The organism is Limnoglobus roseus, assembly GCF_008254045.1.
GTDB lineage: Bacteria > Planctomycetota > Planctomycetia > Gemmatales > Gemmataceae > Limnoglobus > Limnoglobus roseus.
On record NZ_CP042425.1, the window covers coordinates 7,532,782 to 7,550,415 of the forward strand.

Below are 17,634 nucleotides of genomic sequence, written 5' to 3' on the forward strand. Positions count from 1 at the left end.
CCAGGCACCCGAAATGGACAAGCCCCGGAGGGGCGGCAGTCGCATCTGTCACCCCTCCGGGGCTTGTTGGTTTGGCGGGTAGGTTCCGGGGTTCCGCAGAGCCTCCACCCCTGGCTAACATTTGCCGCACCTCCGGTGCTAAACGCAGATCAATCGACGTACAGGAACTCGTTCGCGTTCAGCAGCACGTGGCACAGCGACGCCAGCGCCAGGTGGCCGGCGTCCTTCTGACCGGCGAAGTTCGCCCGCTGCTTCGCCAGGTGTTCAACGGCCGCCGCGGTCTCGCTCGGTCGCGGGTCGCGACTGAGGGCAAACCGCCACGCCGCCACGATCCGCTTCGCCTCCTCGGTCGCGGCCTTCTCGACGCGCCCGGCCAGCCGCTCGCTCTGTTGGTGTGAGAAGCGACTGTTCAAGAGCGTCAGGGCTTGCGGGGCGACGGTCGTACTGTCCCGCCGGCCGCACGGCAGGGTCGTGTCCGGGAAGTCGAATGTCGTCAACTGCGGGGCGAGGAGGCCGCGCTTGCTCAAGGCGTACACGCTCCGCCGCCCCTGCTCCGCCGGCGGCGACGCCTTCCACGCGGCCGCCTTTGTTGAAAGCCCTTCGAGGGCCTCCGGTGACAGTTCCGGGGCGAAACTCGGACCGCCGACCGGTTCCAGCGTTAAGTTGCCTCCCGCCTGGAGCAGTGCGTCGCGAATCACCTCGGCCTCGACGCGCCGCCGATCAGCCCGCCACCACAGTTTGTTGCCGGCGTCCTCCTTCGCGTACTCGTCCTGCCGCGGGTGGAGCGACGACTGCTGATACGTCTTCGAGAGCAAAATGAGACGGTGGACGTGTTTGGTGGACCACCTGTTCGCGATCAACTCCGTGGCCAGCCAGTCGAGCAGGTCCGGGTGCGTCGGCCTCTCGCCAGTGAACCCGAAGTTGTCCGGCGACCGCACGAGGCCCTGGCCGAAGTGGAACTGCCAGACGCGGTTGACCCACACGCGGGCCGTCAGCGGGTTCTTCGGGTCAACGATCCACTCTGCCAACGCCAAGCGCCGGTGGGTCGTCTTCGCGTCGGCCGGGGGTTGCGGAATCGGCCGATCGAGCGTCGGCAGCATCGACAGGTGCCCGGGTTCAACCACCTCGGCGGGCCGGGCGGGGTCGCCCTTCTTCAACAGCCGAATCGGCGGGACGGTGCGGCCGCGGTCGGTCCACCCGTGGGCGTCGCTGCCGAGCGCCTTCGTGCTTGGCCCGCCGAGCAACTCCCGCGGCCCCGGCTCGACGAACCCGGCCCAGAACGCGGCCGCCATGCGGTAGTAGTCGGCCTGGCGGATCGGGTCGAACTTGTGGTCGTGGCAGCGGGCGCACTTCACCGTCATGCCGAGGAACGCCGCGCTCGTGGCCCCGACCATGTCTTCGAGGCGGTCGTACTTGTACTCCTGCGGGTCGTTCGGCTCGTCGTTCCAGGTGCCGAGGCGGATGAAGGTGGTGGCGACGACGGTCTGCTCGGTGCGGTCCGGTAGTTCGTCGCCGGCCAGTTGGGCGGTCACGAAGCGGTCGAACGGCAGATCGTCGTTGAACGCACGGATCACCCAGTCGCGGTACTTCCAGGCGTTCGGCTTCACCTGGTCTCGCTCGTACCCGCACGTCTCGGCGTACCGGGCCACGTCGAGCCAGTGCCGGCCCCAGCGTTCGCCGTACCGCGGGCTGGCGAGGTACTGTTCGACGAGCTTCTCGTAGGCGTCCGGGGCCGGGTCGCGAACGAACGCTTCCACTTGTTCGAATGTCGGCGGCAGGCCGAGCAGGTCGAACGACAGGCGGCGGATGAGCGTACGGCGGTCGGCCGGCGGGGCCGGCGTCCAGCCGCGGTCCGTCAACGCCCGCCTCACGAAGCCGTCGAGCGTCCCGGACGGTTTGCGGACCGGCTGGAGCGACCACCAGTCACGGCCCGCTCGGCTACCGGTCGTCGATTCGAACAGGTCAAGGGTCCGACCCGCCGGCCACGGGGCCTTATCCGCGACCCACGCCGCGAGGGCTTTTTGCTGCGAATCGGCCAGGGGCTGCGGTTTGCCCTGCTTCGGCGGCGGCATCTCGCCGGAGCGGACCCGCTCGAACAGTAGATCAAAGTCCGGGCCGTGCTTGCCGCCGGCGCGAAGGCCCGGCCCGGTCGTGAGATCAAGACCGCCCGCCGGGGCGGCGCCGCCGTGGCACTCGACGCAGTGGCCGAGTAGGATCGGTGCGACGGTGCGGTTGAAGTCGGTCTCGGCACGCAGGGGGGCGGTCAAAAGGCTCGCGAGCAAACTCGCGAGGGCCGTGGAGAGGGTTCGCGATGGCATTCAACCGCACGGGTCGGGGGAGAGTTTACCTCCGTCATCCTCGCACATCTGCCGCGATGCCTCAACAAAAAAGGTAGTGCTTCGACCGAGGCCGTGCGGTTCAACCGGCGTCGCGGTCCACCACGCCCCGTCGTTGTAGGCGGCGGGCGACCAGCCAGCACAGGCCGGACCACGCCGCCCCGGCCGACCACCCGGCCGCCACGTCGGACGGATAGTGGACTCCCAGGTACACGCGGCTGATGCCGACGAGAGCCGCCAAGCACGCGGCGACGAGCACGAAGTACGCCTTCGCCCACCCCGCCGTCACCAGGCGGGCGAGCATGGCCCCGAGCGTCAGGTACACGACGGCCGAAAGCATGGCGTGGCCGCTCGGGAAGCTGGCGTCGGACACGGCCGCCAAGTGCGGCACCACGGCCGGCCGGGGGCGGGCGAAGGCGGCCTTGAGGGCGGCGCTCAGTACCGCCCCGCCGACCACGGCGGTCAGCACGAACACGGCCGCCGGGCGGTGCCGACCGGCCAGCAGGTATCCGACGACACCGGCGGTCACGAGCGTGAGGACGGCCGGCCCGCCGAGGGCGGTCACGTCCCGTACGGCCTCCCGCACCCACCGAGGGCCGATCGGGGCGGCCGGGTCGTCGGCCGTGCGGAACGCCCGCAGAACGCGCTCGTCAGCGGCCTGTAGCTCAGGTCCCGTGACGGCGGCCGCGGCGGCCAAGAACGCCACCCCGCCACTGACGGCGGCGAAGGCCACGAGGCGGACGAGCCAATCCGCCCCGGCTACCCACTCCCGAGCCGCCCGCCCGACGATGATCGCCCCTCGCATGCCGTTCAACGCTCCCTCGACCGAGTTGGTTGGAAGGCAGACGCCATACCCGTCCCTCGCCGGCTGAATCACCTATCGGTCCGCATGGGTGTGGACCGGGTGCTGGTGTCGTCGCCGCAAGGTTCCATCGTACACGCCGACCCGCTTCACCTCGTGACTTTCGACGGCCACTTCCACGCACATCCCCGCACATCTCGCGATCCGTCGGGACGACCACATTTGCGGGCATCCGCGTACCGCTCACGTTACTTCTGGTGCGGAACCTGTGGAACCTTTCTCCGTACTCATACCTACTCGGGAGGAAGGAATATTGCTGAAATGTAGTGTGTAATGTGCGTACTACCGATTTAGCCGTTAGGGAAAAGGTTCTGCACGTTCCGCACATGGGGCGGATCCGCCACGGTGATTCCTTCTTGCGGTGTGGAGTGCCGCCAAGTCGGCGGGATGATCGCAGATCAGGCCACGCTGGCTAATTTTTGCCCGTTTTTGGGCATTCTTTCCCCACTACTGGGCTGGGTTCTTTCCCCTATCATCTGTCATTGCTTACAAGGCAAGGGGTTGTAACACCCTCATTCGTGTGGCATGGCTTTGGCAAGCACACGCGAATTCACGTGAGTCTGCTCAGCTCGGACACCGCTCCCGTCCTGCAACGCAACTCCTCATTCCGCACCATGAAACCTCCAGCGTGAGGCACAGATGCTTCGTGACCGTCGGACCGCATTCACCCTCATCGAGTTGCTCGTCGTCATCGCCATCATTGCGATCCTGATTGGCTTGCTCTTGCCGGCCGTCCAGAAGGTTCGCGAGGCGGCGGCGCGGATGAGTTGCACGAACAACCTCAAACAAGTCGGCCTCGCCTTCCACGGCTTCCACGATACGAACAAAGGCTTCCCCGCCCGCCGCACCGACTTCAGTTTGGGGGCGACCCCTTCGCCGTTGGGGCGGGCTTACGGCGGTTGGGGCTGGCTCATCCTTCCGTACATGGAACAACAGACCGTCGATAACGCCATGAACCCCAAGGCGGACTTCTTCGACTCGGTCAACCAGCCCGCCGTCGGAACGAGAATCAAAACGTACCGTTGCCCGTCCGCACCCGACCGGACGGTCACCATTACCGCAACGGGTACGACGACCTCGCTGCACCCCGGCACGTCGTTCACGGCGGAATGTGGTTCGATTGATTACCAGACGAGCAACGGGGTTTCGATGCCCACGGACGGTTACGGTGCCGGCTGGGTTCCGCCGAGTCCTTCCAACAAGCACGATGCCCTCGACGACGATCGCTACGTGAGAATCGCCGAACATACCGACGGCCTTTCCAATAACGTCCTCGTTTTCGAGCAAGCGGGGCGGACGCAGATTTGGAACCTCGGCAAAAAGGTGGGCGACGAAACGACCAACGCCAACAGCCGGGGCGCGTGGGCGGGCTATATGTCCATCGCGATCGGCATGTACAACCCCGGCCACACCAACGCCGCCGGCCAACTGGACCAAAGTACGGTGTCGGGCGGGTCGGGACTGAGCGCGTCGGTCCTCTCGTGCGTCATGAATTGCAGCAATCAACAAGGGGTCTACGGCTTCCACACGAACGGGGCGAATTTCCTGCTGGCCGACGGGTCAGTCCGATTCGGCTCGGCCAACTTGAGCGGGCGGGTACTGGCACAGTGGCTCATCAAAGACGACGGGGAGGCTCCCCTCAGTACCGATTGACCACGTGGCTAAAAGTGATCGCGGGCTTGCTTCTCAACGAGGTGGTTTCATGCGTCTGCCGGGGTTTGTTGTTTTGATGGCGGTGGTTCTCGTCGGCCCGGGTTGCGGCTCGGGCGCGTCGAAGGCGCCAGGGTTGCCGCCGCTTGTTCCGGTCCGCGGCTCCGTTCTGTACCAGGGCAAACCGCTGGAAGGCGTGGCGGTGGAATTCCACCCGCTCTTCGACATGGGGGCGGTCAAGTTCAGCCCGTTCGGCAAAACGGCGGCCGACGGAACGTTCACGCTCGTCTCCGGCAACGACGGGGCACCCGTCGGGGAGTACGCCGTGACGTTCACCTATCCGGACCCAAAGTGGGACCCGCAGGAGGGCGGAACGCCGGCGGACCGCTGGAAGGGCAAGTACAGCAACGCGGCCAAGAGCAAGTTCAAAGTGAAAATCGCCGAGGGGTCCAACGACCTCGAACCGTTCAAACTCGACTGACGGCCTTCCCACACCATCGAGATTTGCTTCATGGCCACACTCACAGCCCCTCCCGCTCTCCAGACTCCCGTGCGGGCGGACAACGTCACCAAGCGGTTTCGCCAGGGCGAAGCCGTGGTGGAGGCGATCAAGGGCGTGTCGCTGACCGTCCACGACGGCGAGTTCGTCGCCATCATGGGCGCGAGCGGGTCCGGCAAGAGTACGCTGCTGCACACGATGGCCGGCCTCACCCGCCCGGACGAGGGCCGCATGGCGATCGCCGACACGGACCTGTCGTCGCTGTCGGACGCGAAGCTCACCCGCTTTCGCCGTCGCAAGATCGGGCTGGTCTTCCAGGCGTTTAACCTCATCCCAACGCTGACGGCCGAGGAGAACGTCACCCTGCCGCTGATGACCGACGGCCGCGGCAGTCAGGCTGCCGAGCGCCTCGACCCGCTGCTCGACCGCCTAGGTTTGACGCCCCGCCGCCGGCACCGGCCGGACGCGATGAGCGGCGGCGAGCAGCAACGGGTGGCCATCGCCCGCGCGCTCATCACCGACCCCGCTCTCGTGCTGGCCGACGAGCCGACGGGCAGCCTCGACTCTGTGACCGGCCAGACCATCTGCCGGCTGCTGAAGGAACTGTGCGAAGAGCAGAAGCGGACGATTGTCGTCGTGACCCACGAGCCGAGCGTGGCCGTGTGGGCGAGCCGCGTGGTCGTGATGAAGGACGGCCGCGTCCTCACCGAGTTTCGCACGGCCGACTTCCCGACGGCGGAACTGCTCACCGCCCACTACCAGCACGTCGTCAACGCCGGCCCGGCGTAAGGAACTCCCAATGACGTTCGCGGAACTGAAGGTCGTCCTCCGGTTGGTGGCCTCGCACGTGCGGCACCGGCCCGGCCGCGTCTTGTTAACCAGCCTCTCGACGGTGGCCGCCGCGTGCATCGTCGTCTGGGTCGTCAGCGGATACGATTCGCTCGTCGGTCAGTTCGGGGCGATGGGCGAGGAGTACCTCGGCCGGTACGAGTTCCTCCTCGTCCCCTCGCAGAACCGGGGGGATGCGGCTCCGGTCGGGATAGGCCGGGCGAGCCAACTGTCGAAGGATCTGATCGAGCAAGTCCGCCGCGATCCCGCGGTGGCGGTCCTCGACCCGGTGTTCGAAACCGCCGTGCGGGCCACCAAGATCGGCGACACGAGTACAACGCGGTTTCCCGGCTTCGGGCCGGGGGCGGAGGCTGAAGAAGGTGCGCCGCCGGCAGCCGCGCCGGCGACTCCAGCAACGCCAGCGACGCCGCAGACACCCCGGCAACCGCCGCAACCTGAGTCCGGCCCGCGGATCATGGGCGGCGTGGCCGCGCAGCGGGCGATGAGCCGGGTGCCCACCGTCGTCGGCACCGATTCCGCCGAGCCACTGCACAAGGTTCTCCATGGCCAGTGGTTCGACCCGAAGGACGGCGAGGCCAACAACGGTGCACTCACGTCAGAGGCGGCCGAGCAACTCGGCATCCATGTCGGCGACGAGATGGTGGTGGCCAACGGCTTCGGCCCGAACCGGACGGAGAACTTCGTCAAAATCGTCGCGATCGTGGAACAATCGAAGCGTCTGCCGGGACCGAAGTTCATGGTCGGCCTGCCGCCGACGCGACCGGGGGCACTGCCAGGCGGCCCGGCGTCGAACGCCCTGTACGTGCCGGTGGCCTTGGCCGAACGTCTCGCCAACATCCCGGCCCGCGTTAGCTACACCGGCGTCATCCTCAAGCCCGGGGAGTCGATCGAGGCGTTCCAGGGCCGGTGGGCCGAACAATTCGGCAAGTCGTCACCGCCGGTCGAGGTCCGCACGCCGGGCAAGGTGGACACCGAGGTGGACAATAGCACCATCTTCGAGACGGTCCGCGCCCAGGCGTACTCGGCGACCGGCATCTCGCTGCTGGCCGCCCTGTTCATCATCTTCACGACACTGAGCATGGGCGTGGACGAGCGGATTCGGCAGTTCGCCATGCTCCGAGCCGTGTCGCTGACGAAGTGGCAGATCGGCACGATGGTCTTCCTCGAAAGCATCCTGCTCGGGCTGATCGGCTGGGGCGGCGGCCTACTCGCGGGGTGGGCGTTGTTGAAGCTGATGGCCCAGGTGAAGCCGCAATTGCTCGCCGAAGGAGCCGCGCTCGGCATGTGGTGCGTGGTGCTGTCCGGGGTGTGCGCGCTCGGCGGGTCGGTGGCCGCCGCGATCATGCCGGCGTGGCGGGCCACGAGCGTGAGCCCGCTGGAGGCGATGGTCCCGCGGCGGGCCGCGTACACCGGCCGGTTGCCGTGGCTGGTCACGATCATCGGCCTCATTCTCATCGCGATCAACCCGCTGGTGGTGTTCTACGTGCCGATGCCGGATAGCTCGCGATACCTGATCGCGGCCGCAGTCGGTTGTACGTCGATGGTCCTCGGGTTCGTGCTGCTCGCCCCGATGGCGGTCGCCCTCACGGAGCGTGTCCTCGGCCCAGTCCTCGCGTGGGTGTTGCGGCTCAACCCTCGCCTGCTGGCGACACAACTGTCGGCAAACATGTGGCGGACGGTTGGCACGACAGTCGCCATGACGATCGGCCTCGGCCTGTTCGTGGCAACGCAAACGTGGGGCTACTCGATGCTCGCCCCGTTCACGCCCGGGGAGTGGGCACCGGACCTCGTCGTCAGCGTGCCCGGCGGCGTGCCCGACGACAAGATCGACGCCGTGCGGCACGTGCCCGGCCTCGTCGCAGACAAGTTCCTGCCGTTGGCAGTCAAGCATGTGAAGTTTACCGACGATCCGACGGGGTCGAAGGTCCGCGAGTCGGCCACGCGCCAAGACACGTGCGTGATGGTCGGGGTCGACCTCGATCTCGCGCTCGGCGGCGACAACCCGGTGTTCAAGTTCGAGTACGTCGAAGGCAAGCGGGACAAGGCCATCGCCAAGCTCAAGCAGGGCCGGTACTGCCTCGTGCCGGACCACTTTGCCCGCGAGTCCGGGCTGGGCGTCGGGCAGAAGTTCGGCGTGCTGTCGGGCGGTCGGACCGGCGACAAGATCGAGTACGAGATCGCCGGCGTGATCTCGATGCCGGGCTGGCACTGGCTGACGAAGGCCGGGTTCCGTCAAGGCCGGGCGGCTGGGTTGATGTTTTGTGACCGCGATGTCGTCCGGAAGGACTTCAACACGGGCCGCACCGTCACCTTCTGGGGCAACAGGGACGGCACTGTTCCAGAGGACGAAATCAAGGCTTCGATTCAGACGATCCTCGGTCGCACTCCAACCGCACCCGCCGACCCGGACGCGGCACCGCGGCAGGGCCGCGGCGCGGCGGGCGGACGTGGAGCGGCAGGCGGGCGTGCCGCGGCCGGTGGTCGTGGGGCGGCAGGTGGCGCAGCGGGAGCAGCGGGCGGCACACCGGCGGGAGGATTGCCGACCTTCGGCCGCGGGGGCGGCGTGACGCTGGTGACGGCAGAGTACGCGCGGCAGGAGATCCGCGGCCGAGCGGATAACATCATCTGGGCGCTGAGCGAGTTGCCGCTGGTGACGGTGCTCGTCACGTCGCTGGGTGTGATGAACACCGTGCTGTCCTCGATCCGTGCCCGCCGCTGGGATCTCGGCGTGCTGCGGGCACTCGGCGTGACCCGCTTCGGCCTGTTCCGGTTGATCGTCGCGGAATCGCTGCTCATCGGCATCGTGGCGTGTGTGCTGAGCCTCGGCTTCGGCACGATGGCCGGGTACTGCGGCACCGGCGTGACGCGGTACGTCAACATCCGCGGTGGGCAGTACACGCCACTCATCGTGCCGTGGGCGAAGTTGGCCGTCGGCTTCGGCATCGCGGTCGGCCTGTGCGTACTCGCGTCACTCTGGCCGGCGTTCCGCACCGGGCGAACGGAACCCCTACGGTTATTGCAAGCCGGCCGCGCCGCGGCGTGATCGAACATATGGAGGGACAGGACATGCGAACGCTTCCCCGTCGAGGTCTCGGCCGGGTCGAATTGGTAGTCGTGCTGACCGTCACGGCACTCGGGCTGGGCCTGTTGCTGCCGCGAGTACAGGCGGCCCGCGAGGATGCCAACCGCGCGGCGTGCCTGGAAAACCTGCGGAAGATGGGCCGCGGGTTCCTGGAACTGGAGAAGGTTCAGGGTGGGTTCCCGCCCCGGCGTGCCGGGTTCAACAACGGCGAACCCTATCACGGGTGGGGGCCGTACCTCCTGCCGTACATCGGCGAAGCGGACCTCGCCAAGAAGTACAACTTCAAACTCGACTGCTTCGACGTTGGCAACAAAGCGGCCGTCGAGGCACAGGTGAAGATGTTCCTCTGCCCGGCGGCCCCCCGCGACCGCGTCGTGACGATCCAGGCCCAAGCGTCAGCGAAGTCGGAGAACGCCGACAAGGACAGCCTCTCCACCGTGAAGTGCGGGCCGAACGACTACATCACGTCAAACGGCATCCTCATGCCCCGCGGCGGGTACGGCCTGAACGCGGTCGTCGGCGACCAAATGCTCGGCAACCAGCGGCAGGCGATGGGCGACAATGACATCACGCCGCTCAGCAAGATCACCGACGGCCTATCGTGCACACTCCTTGTCATCGAACAGGCGGGGCGACCGGACGAGTGGAAGGCCGGCAAGAAGGTGTCCGGCGACGGCCAGCAGTTCGGCATGAGCGCCAACGCCCGCGGCAGCTGGGCGGGGTGGGGGTCGATCGCGTTCGGCCCGGCCGGGGCCGACGGCGGGACCGCCAAGGGTGACGCTACCGATTGCTCGGTCAACTGTAGCAACCTGTTCGGCGTCTACGGCTTCCACGACGGCGGGGCGAACGTCCTCCTCTGCGACGGCTCGGCCCGGTTCGTCGGCAAGAAACTGGACCCGCTGACGTATGTGTACCTCACGCTTCGTGACGACGGCCACCTGATCGGTCCGAATGATTATTGATCGCCAAGCCCCGGAGGCGGTTTCCGCTATGCGATTCCAGATTATCTTGCTTCTCGTTGGCTTCGGCTCATCGGCGGTCCGTGCGGCGGACGCCCCAGACCCGGCGAAACTCGCCGCCCGCATCGACGCGGCCCTGCGCGCCGGCTGGGATCAGGCGAAGGTCCGGCCGACGGTGGTCGCCGACGACGCCACGTTCCTGCGGCGGGCGACGCTCGACCTCGTCGGCCGTATTCCGTCGATCGCCGAGACGCGGGCGTTCCTCGCGGACAAGTCTGAGAGCAAGCGAGCCAAGCTCGTCACCCGTCTGATCGACTCCGGCGGTCACACCCGGCACATGGCGACGTATTGGCGGCGGGCATGGGTGCCGCAGGCCGACACGGTCGAGTTCGCTCGGCTAGCCGACGACTTCGAAACGTGGCTTGCGGCCCGGTTGCAGGAGAATGCCGGGTACGACCTGATCGTCCGCGAACTGCTCACCACCCCGGTGGCGAAGGAGAAGCGGGCGGCCGCCGTCCGCGGCGGAGCCGTCACCCCGATCGTCTTCTTCTCGGCCAACGAGGGGAAGGCCGAGAACCTCGCAGCCAGTTCGACGCGGGCGTTCCTCGGCGTGAACCTGGACTGCGCCCAGTGCCACGACCACCCATTCGCGAAGTGGACCCGCGACCAGTTCTGGCAGACGGCCGCCTTCTTCGCCGCCCCGCAGATGGAGGGCGGGAAGGTGTCGTTGCAACTCACGATCCCGAACACGAAGAAGACGCTGTCGGCGGAATTGATGGACGGCTCCCCGGTGAAGTGGCCGGAGAACGTGACGCCGGAAGCCGGGCGGGCGGCGTTCGCCAAGTGGGCGACAGGACCCGGGAACCCGTACTTCGCCCGCAACGCGGTGAACCGGGCATGGGCGCAGGCCTTCGGCACGGCCTTGGTCGAACCGCTCGACGACCTTAGCGGCGAGTCCGGCACGGCCGGCCCGCACGCGGATCTGCTCCGCGACATCGCCACCGCGTTTGAGGCGAACGGGTTCGACCTGAAGTACCTGTCGCGGGCGATGGCCCTGACGACGACGTACCAATTGTCGGCCACCGTCCAGGACGCGACGCCGTCCGACCCGCGGCTGTTTGCCCGGATGCCGGTCCGGGGGTTGACCGGCGAGCAACTCTACGACAGCCTGCGCACGGCGGCCGGGCTGGCCCATGACCGCGACGACGCCGGCCGCAAGCGGTTCGCGGCCCAGTTCCACGTCGAGCGGGCGGTGACGGCCGTGCGGTCGATCACGCAATCGCTGGCCACCATGAACGGCCGCGTCACCGCCGACCTGACCGATCCCGCAAAGAACGCCACGCTCCGCGGCCTGCTCGACGCCCCGTTCCTTGACACGCCGGGGAAGGTCGAGGCGCTGTTCCTGGCCGTACTGGGTCGCCGCCCGACGGCCGACGAGATCGCCCCGCTGGCCCGGTACGTCGAGGCCGGCGGTACCGACAACGACACTAGCAAGGCGTTCGGCGACTTGTTCTGGGCGCTCGTCAACACGACCGAGTTCAACACCAACCACTGACGCACGGAGAAGTCACATGGCAGATTCGCTCTTTCCGACCCGGCGGGATTGGTTGCGGCTCTCGGCCGTCGGAACCGTCGGCGTCTCGCACTCCGGCTGGCTCGGCGCGCTGGCTGCGGACACGGCAAAACAACCGCGGCGGCACAAGTCGATCATCCTCCTGTGGCTGAACGGCGGCCCCGCGACGATCGACCTGTGGGACCTGAAGCCCGGCCACGAGAACGGCGGACCGTTCAAGGAGATCGACACGGCCGTGGCCGGCATCAAGATCAGCGAGCACCTACCGAAGCTGGCGAAGGGGATGAAGGACATCGCCATCGTCCGGTCGATGGCGACGAAGGAGGGCGACCACGCCCGCGCTCGGCTGGTAGGCCAAACCGGGTACACGCCGCAAGGGGCGATCCAGTTCCCGGCCCTCGGCTCGCTTGTTGCCCACGAGTTTGACGACGCGACGGCGGACCTGCCGGGATTCGTCAGCGTCGGCGGCGGCCGTGGCGGTTCGGCTCTCGGCGGCGGCTTCCTCGGTCCGCGGTTTTCGCCCCTCATCGTGAGCGGCGGCCGGACACGGTTCCCCCAGGGCGACGACGAGGGCAACGGCAGCGACCTCCGCGTGCCCGACCTCGGCCGCGCCGCGGGCGTTTCGACGGCGGCTCAGGCGAAGCGGTTGGAGTTGCTCGCCGGCCTGGAGAAAGGCTTCAACCCCGGCCCCGGTGCCCCGGTTGCCGACACGCTGCGGGCGTCGGTGGAACAGGCCGTGCGGATGATGCGACCCGAAGCCGCCGCGGCCTTCGACCTGGACGACGAGAAGGATGCCACCCGCGACGCCTACGGCCGCACGACGTTCGGCCAGGGCTGCCTGCTCGCCCGCCGCCTAGTCGAGCGCGGCGTCTCGTTCGTCGAAATCTCGCTCGACGGGTGGGACACGCACCAGGGGAACTTCGAGCGGGTGAAGAGTTTGTCCAACACCCTCGACACCGGCTTCGCCGCCCTGCTCGCGGACCTAAAGGAGCGCGGCCTGCTGAATGACACGCTCGTGGTCTGCCATGGCGAGTTCGGCCGCACGCCGAAGATCAACGGTCAGGCCGGCCGCGACCACTGGCCGGCGTCGTGGGCGGCCGTGCTGGCCGGCGGCGGCATCAAGGGCGGGCAGGTCGTCGGCAAGACGAGCAAGGACGGCGTCCAGGTCGAGGGCGACCCAACCCGCACGCCGGACCTGATCGCGACCGTCGTGAAGGCGGTCGGCATCGACCCGATGAAGCAGAACATGTCGAACGTCAGCCGCCCCATCCGCATCGCCGATCCGGCGGCCAAGCCGATCAAGGAGCTTCTGTGATTCGTCGAACGCTCGCCGCTCTGTTGTTCGCCGCGGTCCCGGTGGCGGCCGCGGATCGTCCGCCCGCCGTGGACCTCGTGCTGCTCGGCGGCGCGAAGCCGGCCCGCGTGCAGGTGGAAGTCGAGGTGGACGGCAAGCCGCTGCCCGCCGTGTGGGACGAGACGTTCGCGAAACTGGTCGCCTTCTACGACCGCGACGGCGACGGGAAGCTCGACAAGGTCGAGGCCGCCCGCCTGCCCGCGCCGCTGGCCGTTCGGCAGGCGATGGGCATGGGATTCATCCCGCCCGTGGGCGAAGCCCCGATGTTCGCGGACCTCGACGCCGACAAGGACGGCCACGCCTCGGCCGCCGAAGTGGCTGCGTTCTACCGCCGGTCAGGCTTTGGCCAACCGCTCATCGGCATCGGCTCGATTCCGGCGACCGCCGACCTGACTGCGGCCCTGCTCAAGCACCTCGACGCCGACGGTGACGGCACTTTATCCGCGAAGGAATGGAAGGACGCAGCCGAGACGCTGGCGAAGTTGGATAAGAACGACGACGAACTGATCGGGGCGAATGAACTTGTACCGCAGGTCGTTTACCCTGGTGCAGCCGGGACGATCCTGCTGACGCCCCCGGACGACACCGCCCCGACAGTCGAGGCTGTCGCGAAGTTCCCCGCCCTGCGGTTGCCGACCGAGGTCGCGGACCTGCGTTGGGCAGCGGAGATCACCCGCCGCGGCGGCCCGGCCTTACCCGCCGCGTGGCGAACCCAGGAACCGGCCGGCCGGTGGGCGGTCAAATTTGGGGCGAAGGACGCGGCCGCGCGGGTCGTCGTCGCCGGTGCCCGATTCGAAGGTTGGACCACGAGCGGGAAGTTGCCCGAACTTCTGGCGACCACCCGCAAGCAACTCCAGGCCCAACTCGGAACCAAGCCAGAACCGAGCGGCGAACGACCGGCCGGCCGGCGCCGCGGAACCGGCGGCCTCGATTGGCTCACGCCCATCGCCGACCGTGACGGTGACGGCACCCTGAGCGAGAAGGAATTGAACGCATGGCTCGACTTACAACAACAGGTCGGCCGAGGGCACGCCCTCATCACGCTGCTGGACGCCAAGACCGGCCTGTTCGAACTGCTCGACGCGAACCACGACGGCACGCTGTCGGTCCGCGAACTTCGGCGAGCGTGGGAAGTCGTGACGGCGGCCGGCATCGTGAAAGACGGGCGTTTCGACCGCGAGCGGGTGCCACGGCAACTGCTCGCGGCAGCAAGCCTCGGCTACCCGCAGTCATTCGGCACCGACCTCCGGGCCGGCCCGGCGTGGTTCCGAGCAATGGACAAGAACGGCGACGGTGATGTGTCCCGCAAGGAGTTCACCGGCCCGGCCGAGGCGTTCGACAAACTTGACACCGACAAGGACGGCTTGCTGAGTTCGGCCGAGGCCGAGAAGACCGAGCCGAAAAAGTGACCGGGAGTTACCTGAGGTAGCCCCGGCGTTCGCCGGAACTCCGGACGAGCGATACCGGGGGGACGCCGAACGCCAGCCTCCACTGCCAGACCGTCGTGAGAGTCATGACGGACCCATACGCCAAGGAGGTCGCGGGTTCGTTCTCGACCGCCCGCCGGAGATGCCTTTCGTGGCTCAGACCTTCCGCTAGACTACACTCACGCTATCCCTGGCGACTGCCGGGCCTCGAGACCATCTTGAGCGTGAGGGTGTGAGGAATGTTCGCACCGGATCCGGAGCAATCGATCACCCGGCTGATCGGGATGGCACGCACCGCCGACCCCGGGGCCGCGGAGGGGTTGTGGCGGGCCTACTTCGAGAAACTCGTGGCCGTCGCGCGACAGCGGCTGGCCGTGGCGGCCCCGCGCGGGGCCGATGCCGAGGACGTGGCCCTGAGCGCGTTCGCCAGCTTCTGGGCCGGTGCCGGGCGGGACCGCTTCCCGCAACTCACCGACCGCACCGCCCTGTGGCCGCTCCTCGTGGCCATCACGGCGAACAAGTGTACCGACTTGATCCGGCGGGAGACCCGGCAGAAGCGCGGCGGCGGTGCCGCATCGGACCCCTGCGCGATCGAACACCTCATCTCCACGCAACCCCCTCCGGAGTTCGCGTGCCAGGTTGCCGACCAGTTGGTTCATCTGCTCGAGCATCTGGACCGCACCGGCGATCCGATGCTGCGGCGAGTGGCCGAGTTGCGGATGAACGGGCGGACACAAGCCGAGATCGCGGAGGAACTCGGCTGTGTCCGCGAGACGGTCGGACGTAAATTGCGGCTGATCGAGCTGTGTTGGGCCGAGTCGGCCGATGATGACGCCTAACACCTCACACCCGCAGGCCACCGTTCGCACTCTCCTCCGCATCAATCAGCTGTGCGACGAGTTCGAAGCGGAGTACCGGGCCAGCCGGTCACCCCGACTGGAAGCTTTCGTCCAGGACGCGGCGACCGACGCACTCGCGATTCTTGACCACCTGCTCCCCATTGAGATTGCCTACCGTCGCCGCCGCGGGGAGAGGCTTACTCCCGACGAATTCGCGGCGCGGTTCCCCCAGTTCGACAGCACCCGCCTCGTTCGCCTCCTTCAGAACGTGGGCGAAGCCCCGATCCCGCCGGTGTTGGGGGAGTACGAACTGGCGCGGCCGATCGGGGCGGGTGGGATGGGCATGGTCTACCTGGCGCGACACCGGCGGATGAACCGGCTGGTCGCACTGAAGGTCGTCCCCCATGACGCCCCCGACCGGGAGGCGCTGCACCGGCGGTTCGCCCGCGAGGTCGAACTGACCGCGAAGCTGTCTCACCCGAACGTGGTGGCCGCGTTTGACGCCCGCGAGGATCACGGAGTTTCCTACCTCGTCACCGGCTACCTCGAAGGCGGCGACTTGGGGCGGCTCGTGAAGGCGGTCGGCCCACTGCCCGCGGACGCGGCCGTTCGTCACGTTCGGGACGCCGCGCTCGGGCTGGCCCACGCCCACGATTGCGGGGTGGTTCACCGCGACGTGAAGCCGTCGAACCTGCTGCTCGACGGGTCCGGGCGGGTGTGCGTCGCCGATTGGGGGCTGGCCCGGTCGCGGGAAGCCGTTCCGTCGCCGGTGCCCGACCCACCGCCGAGGGCACGCTCCTCGGGACGGTCGATTACGTGGCCCCCGAGCAGGCCGGGAACGCTAACCACGCCGACGCCCGGTCGGACGTGTACAGCCTGGGGTGCGTGCTGTTCTACCTGCTCGCCGGCCGGCCGCCCTTCGACACCGGTACCGTCTGGGATCGGCTCGACGCCCACCGCCAGATCGTGGCCCCGACCGTCACCACCCTCTGCCCGGACATTCCGCCCGCGCTTGCTACCCTCGTCGCCCGAATGCTGGCCAAGCGTCCCGACGACCGGCCGGCGAACATGCACGCGGTCGTCTCCGAACTGGACGAGTTGCTGGACCCGCCTCGCCGTCTTCTGACGCGCCGGAATCTGATCGTGGGCGCGGTGACCGGCGTTGTGGTCCCCGCGTTGGGGTACGCCCTCTGGCGGGGGACTCGCGGTTTGTCGCCGTTGCCGACCGAGGGCACCGAACGCGGGGAGGCTCCCCTCGTCGCCGAAATGCCGTTCGCGGACGCGCGGGAATACCAGCGGCGGTGGGCCGAACATTTGCGGATACCCGTCGAGCGGGTGGACACCGTCGGCGGGGTGGCGTTCGCGTTCGTGCTGATTCCGCCGGGCATCTTTCTCATGGGTAGTCCAGACGAACTCGTGACGCGGCTCACGTCACGGCCCGGACTCGACGACTGGCATCGGACGTGGTACCTCGCGGAGAAGCAGCGGGCCGTGACCATCCGCAAGCCGTTCTACCTCGCCAAGACCGAGGTGACGGTCGCTCAGTTCGGGCTGTTCGTGGCGCGGAACGGGCGTCGGACGGTCGCCGAGAGCGGGGTGCCCGGGTGGGGCTACTTCGGCCCGGGCGAGCGGTGGAAGAGCGAGGTCGGGTTCAACTAGAAAGCGGCTGGGCAGTACGTTCCGGCTGGCAACCACCCCGTCCTCAACACCGCGTGGGCGGATGCGGTGGCGTTCTGCAAATGGCTGAGCGGGGAAACGGGCCGTCCGTGTCGGCTGCCGGCCGAATCGGAATGGGAATTCGCGTACCACGGCGGGCGGTACGGGACCTGGAGCCACGGCGACGACCCGGAACCGCTGACGCAGTTCACGGTGTTCGGTGTCGACGTGCCGGCCGCGGTCGGCTCGCGGGAGCCGAACGGATTCGGGCTGTTCGACATGCAGGGCAACGCGGCCGAGCGGTGTGCGGTAGAGAACCTTTGGGCCGACGACCCACACCGCCCGACGAACCTCGGCGGTGCGATCTACCCGGTCCGTGGCGGGCGATTCAACGAGATTCCCTTCGGCGCCGGAGGCGCATGGCCCGACGCCTATCGGTGCGCCCGCCGGACGTGGGAAAATCAAACGTCGCTGTCGGCAGGGTTCCGCGTCCTCCTCGAAATCCCCGGCTGAAAAAATCTTCGCGTTCATGTCTCACGCCGCTCGCC

At 68.0% G+C, this 17,634-nt stretch carries 11 protein-coding genes and 2 pseudogenes; 11 read left to right on the forward strand and 2 right to left on the reverse strand.

From position 1 onward, the window contains the following. Nucleotides 1-149 precede the first annotated feature (149 nt). Both PX52LOC_RS32390 and PX52LOC_RS32395 read right to left on the reverse strand, forming a co-directional pair. Nucleotides 150-2,318, reverse strand: coding sequence for a PSD1 and planctomycete cytochrome C domain-containing protein (locus PX52LOC_RS32390; protein ID WP_168219349.1), 2,169 nt, complete (start codon nt 2,316-2,318; stop codon nt 150-152). Nucleotides 2,319-2,418: 100 nt separating this feature from the next. Further along, nucleotides 2,419-3,141: a phosphatase PAP2 family protein gene (locus tag PX52LOC_RS32395; RefSeq protein WP_246173810.1), complete on the reverse strand. Its 723-nt coding sequence runs from the start codon at nt 3,139-3,141 to the stop codon at nt 2,419-2,421. Between the two features lie 696 nt (nt 3,142-3,837). Here PX52LOC_RS32395 and PX52LOC_RS32400 point away from each other — a divergent pair. The 11 genes and pseudogenes from PX52LOC_RS32400 (at nt 3,838) to PX52LOC_RS43515 (ending at nt 17,599) form a co-directional block, all read left to right on the forward strand. Continuing rightward, nucleotides 3,838-4,851, forward strand: coding sequence for a DUF1559 domain-containing protein (locus PX52LOC_RS32400; protein WP_149113962.1), 1,014 nt, complete (start codon nt 3,838-3,840; stop codon nt 4,849-4,851). Nucleotides 4,852-4,984: 133 nt separating this feature from the next. Continuing rightward, entirely contained in the window at nt 4,985-5,329 is a 345-nt protein-coding gene (locus PX52LOC_RS32405; protein WP_149113963.1) for a carboxypeptidase regulatory-like domain-containing protein, read from the forward strand. Nucleotides 5,330-5,359: 30 nt separating this feature from the next. Then, nucleotides 5,360-6,136, forward strand: coding sequence for an ABC transporter ATP-binding protein (locus PX52LOC_RS32410; RefSeq protein WP_149113964.1), 777 nt, complete (start codon nt 5,360-5,362; stop codon nt 6,134-6,136). A 10-nt stretch (nt 6,137-6,146) separates the two neighbouring features. Continuing rightward, complete coding sequence (locus PX52LOC_RS32415) at nt 6,147-9,239, forward strand: FtsX-like permease family protein (protein ID WP_149113965.1); 3,093 nt, start codon at nt 6,147-6,149, stop codon at nt 9,237-9,239. A 23-nt stretch (nt 9,240-9,262) separates the two neighbouring features. Next, nucleotides 9,263-10,240 (forward strand): DUF1559 family PulG-like putative transporter, encoded by a 978-nt coding sequence (locus tag PX52LOC_RS32420; protein ID WP_168219350.1) that lies wholly within the window; start codon nt 9,263-9,265, stop codon nt 10,238-10,240. A gap of 28 nt (nt 10,241-10,268) precedes the next feature. Then, a complete protein-coding gene (locus PX52LOC_RS32425) occupies nt 10,269-11,792 on the forward strand; it encodes a DUF1549 and DUF1553 domain-containing protein (protein WP_149113967.1) in 1,524 nt (507 codons plus the stop codon). A 16-nt stretch (nt 11,793-11,808) separates the two neighbouring features. Beyond that, on the forward strand, nt 11,809-13,125 hold the full coding sequence (locus PX52LOC_RS32430) for a DUF1501 domain-containing protein (RefSeq protein WP_149113968.1): 1,317 nt from the start codon (nt 11,809-11,811) through the stop codon (nt 13,123-13,125). Further along, entirely contained in the window at nt 13,122-14,573 is a 1,452-nt protein-coding gene (locus PX52LOC_RS32435; protein ID WP_149113969.1) for an EF-hand domain-containing protein, read from the forward strand. Before PX52LOC_RS32430 ends, PX52LOC_RS32435 begins: the two co-directional genes overlap by 4 nt. A 257-nt stretch (nt 14,574-14,830) precedes the next feature. Beyond that, nucleotides 14,831-15,430, forward strand: coding sequence for an ECF-type sigma factor (locus PX52LOC_RS32440; protein ID WP_149113970.1), 600 nt, complete (start codon nt 14,831-14,833; stop codon nt 15,428-15,430). Nucleotides 15,431-15,773: 343 nt separating this feature from the next. Next, nucleotides 15,774-16,121, forward strand: a pseudogene (locus tag PX52LOC_RS44215) (protein kinase domain-containing protein); the annotation flags it as partial. A gap of 26 nt (nt 16,122-16,147) precedes the next feature. After that, nucleotides 16,148-17,599 (forward strand): annotated as a pseudogene (locus PX52LOC_RS43515) (SUMF1/EgtB/PvdO family nonheme iron enzyme). The last annotated feature ends 35 nt before the right edge of the window (nt 17,600-17,634 follow it).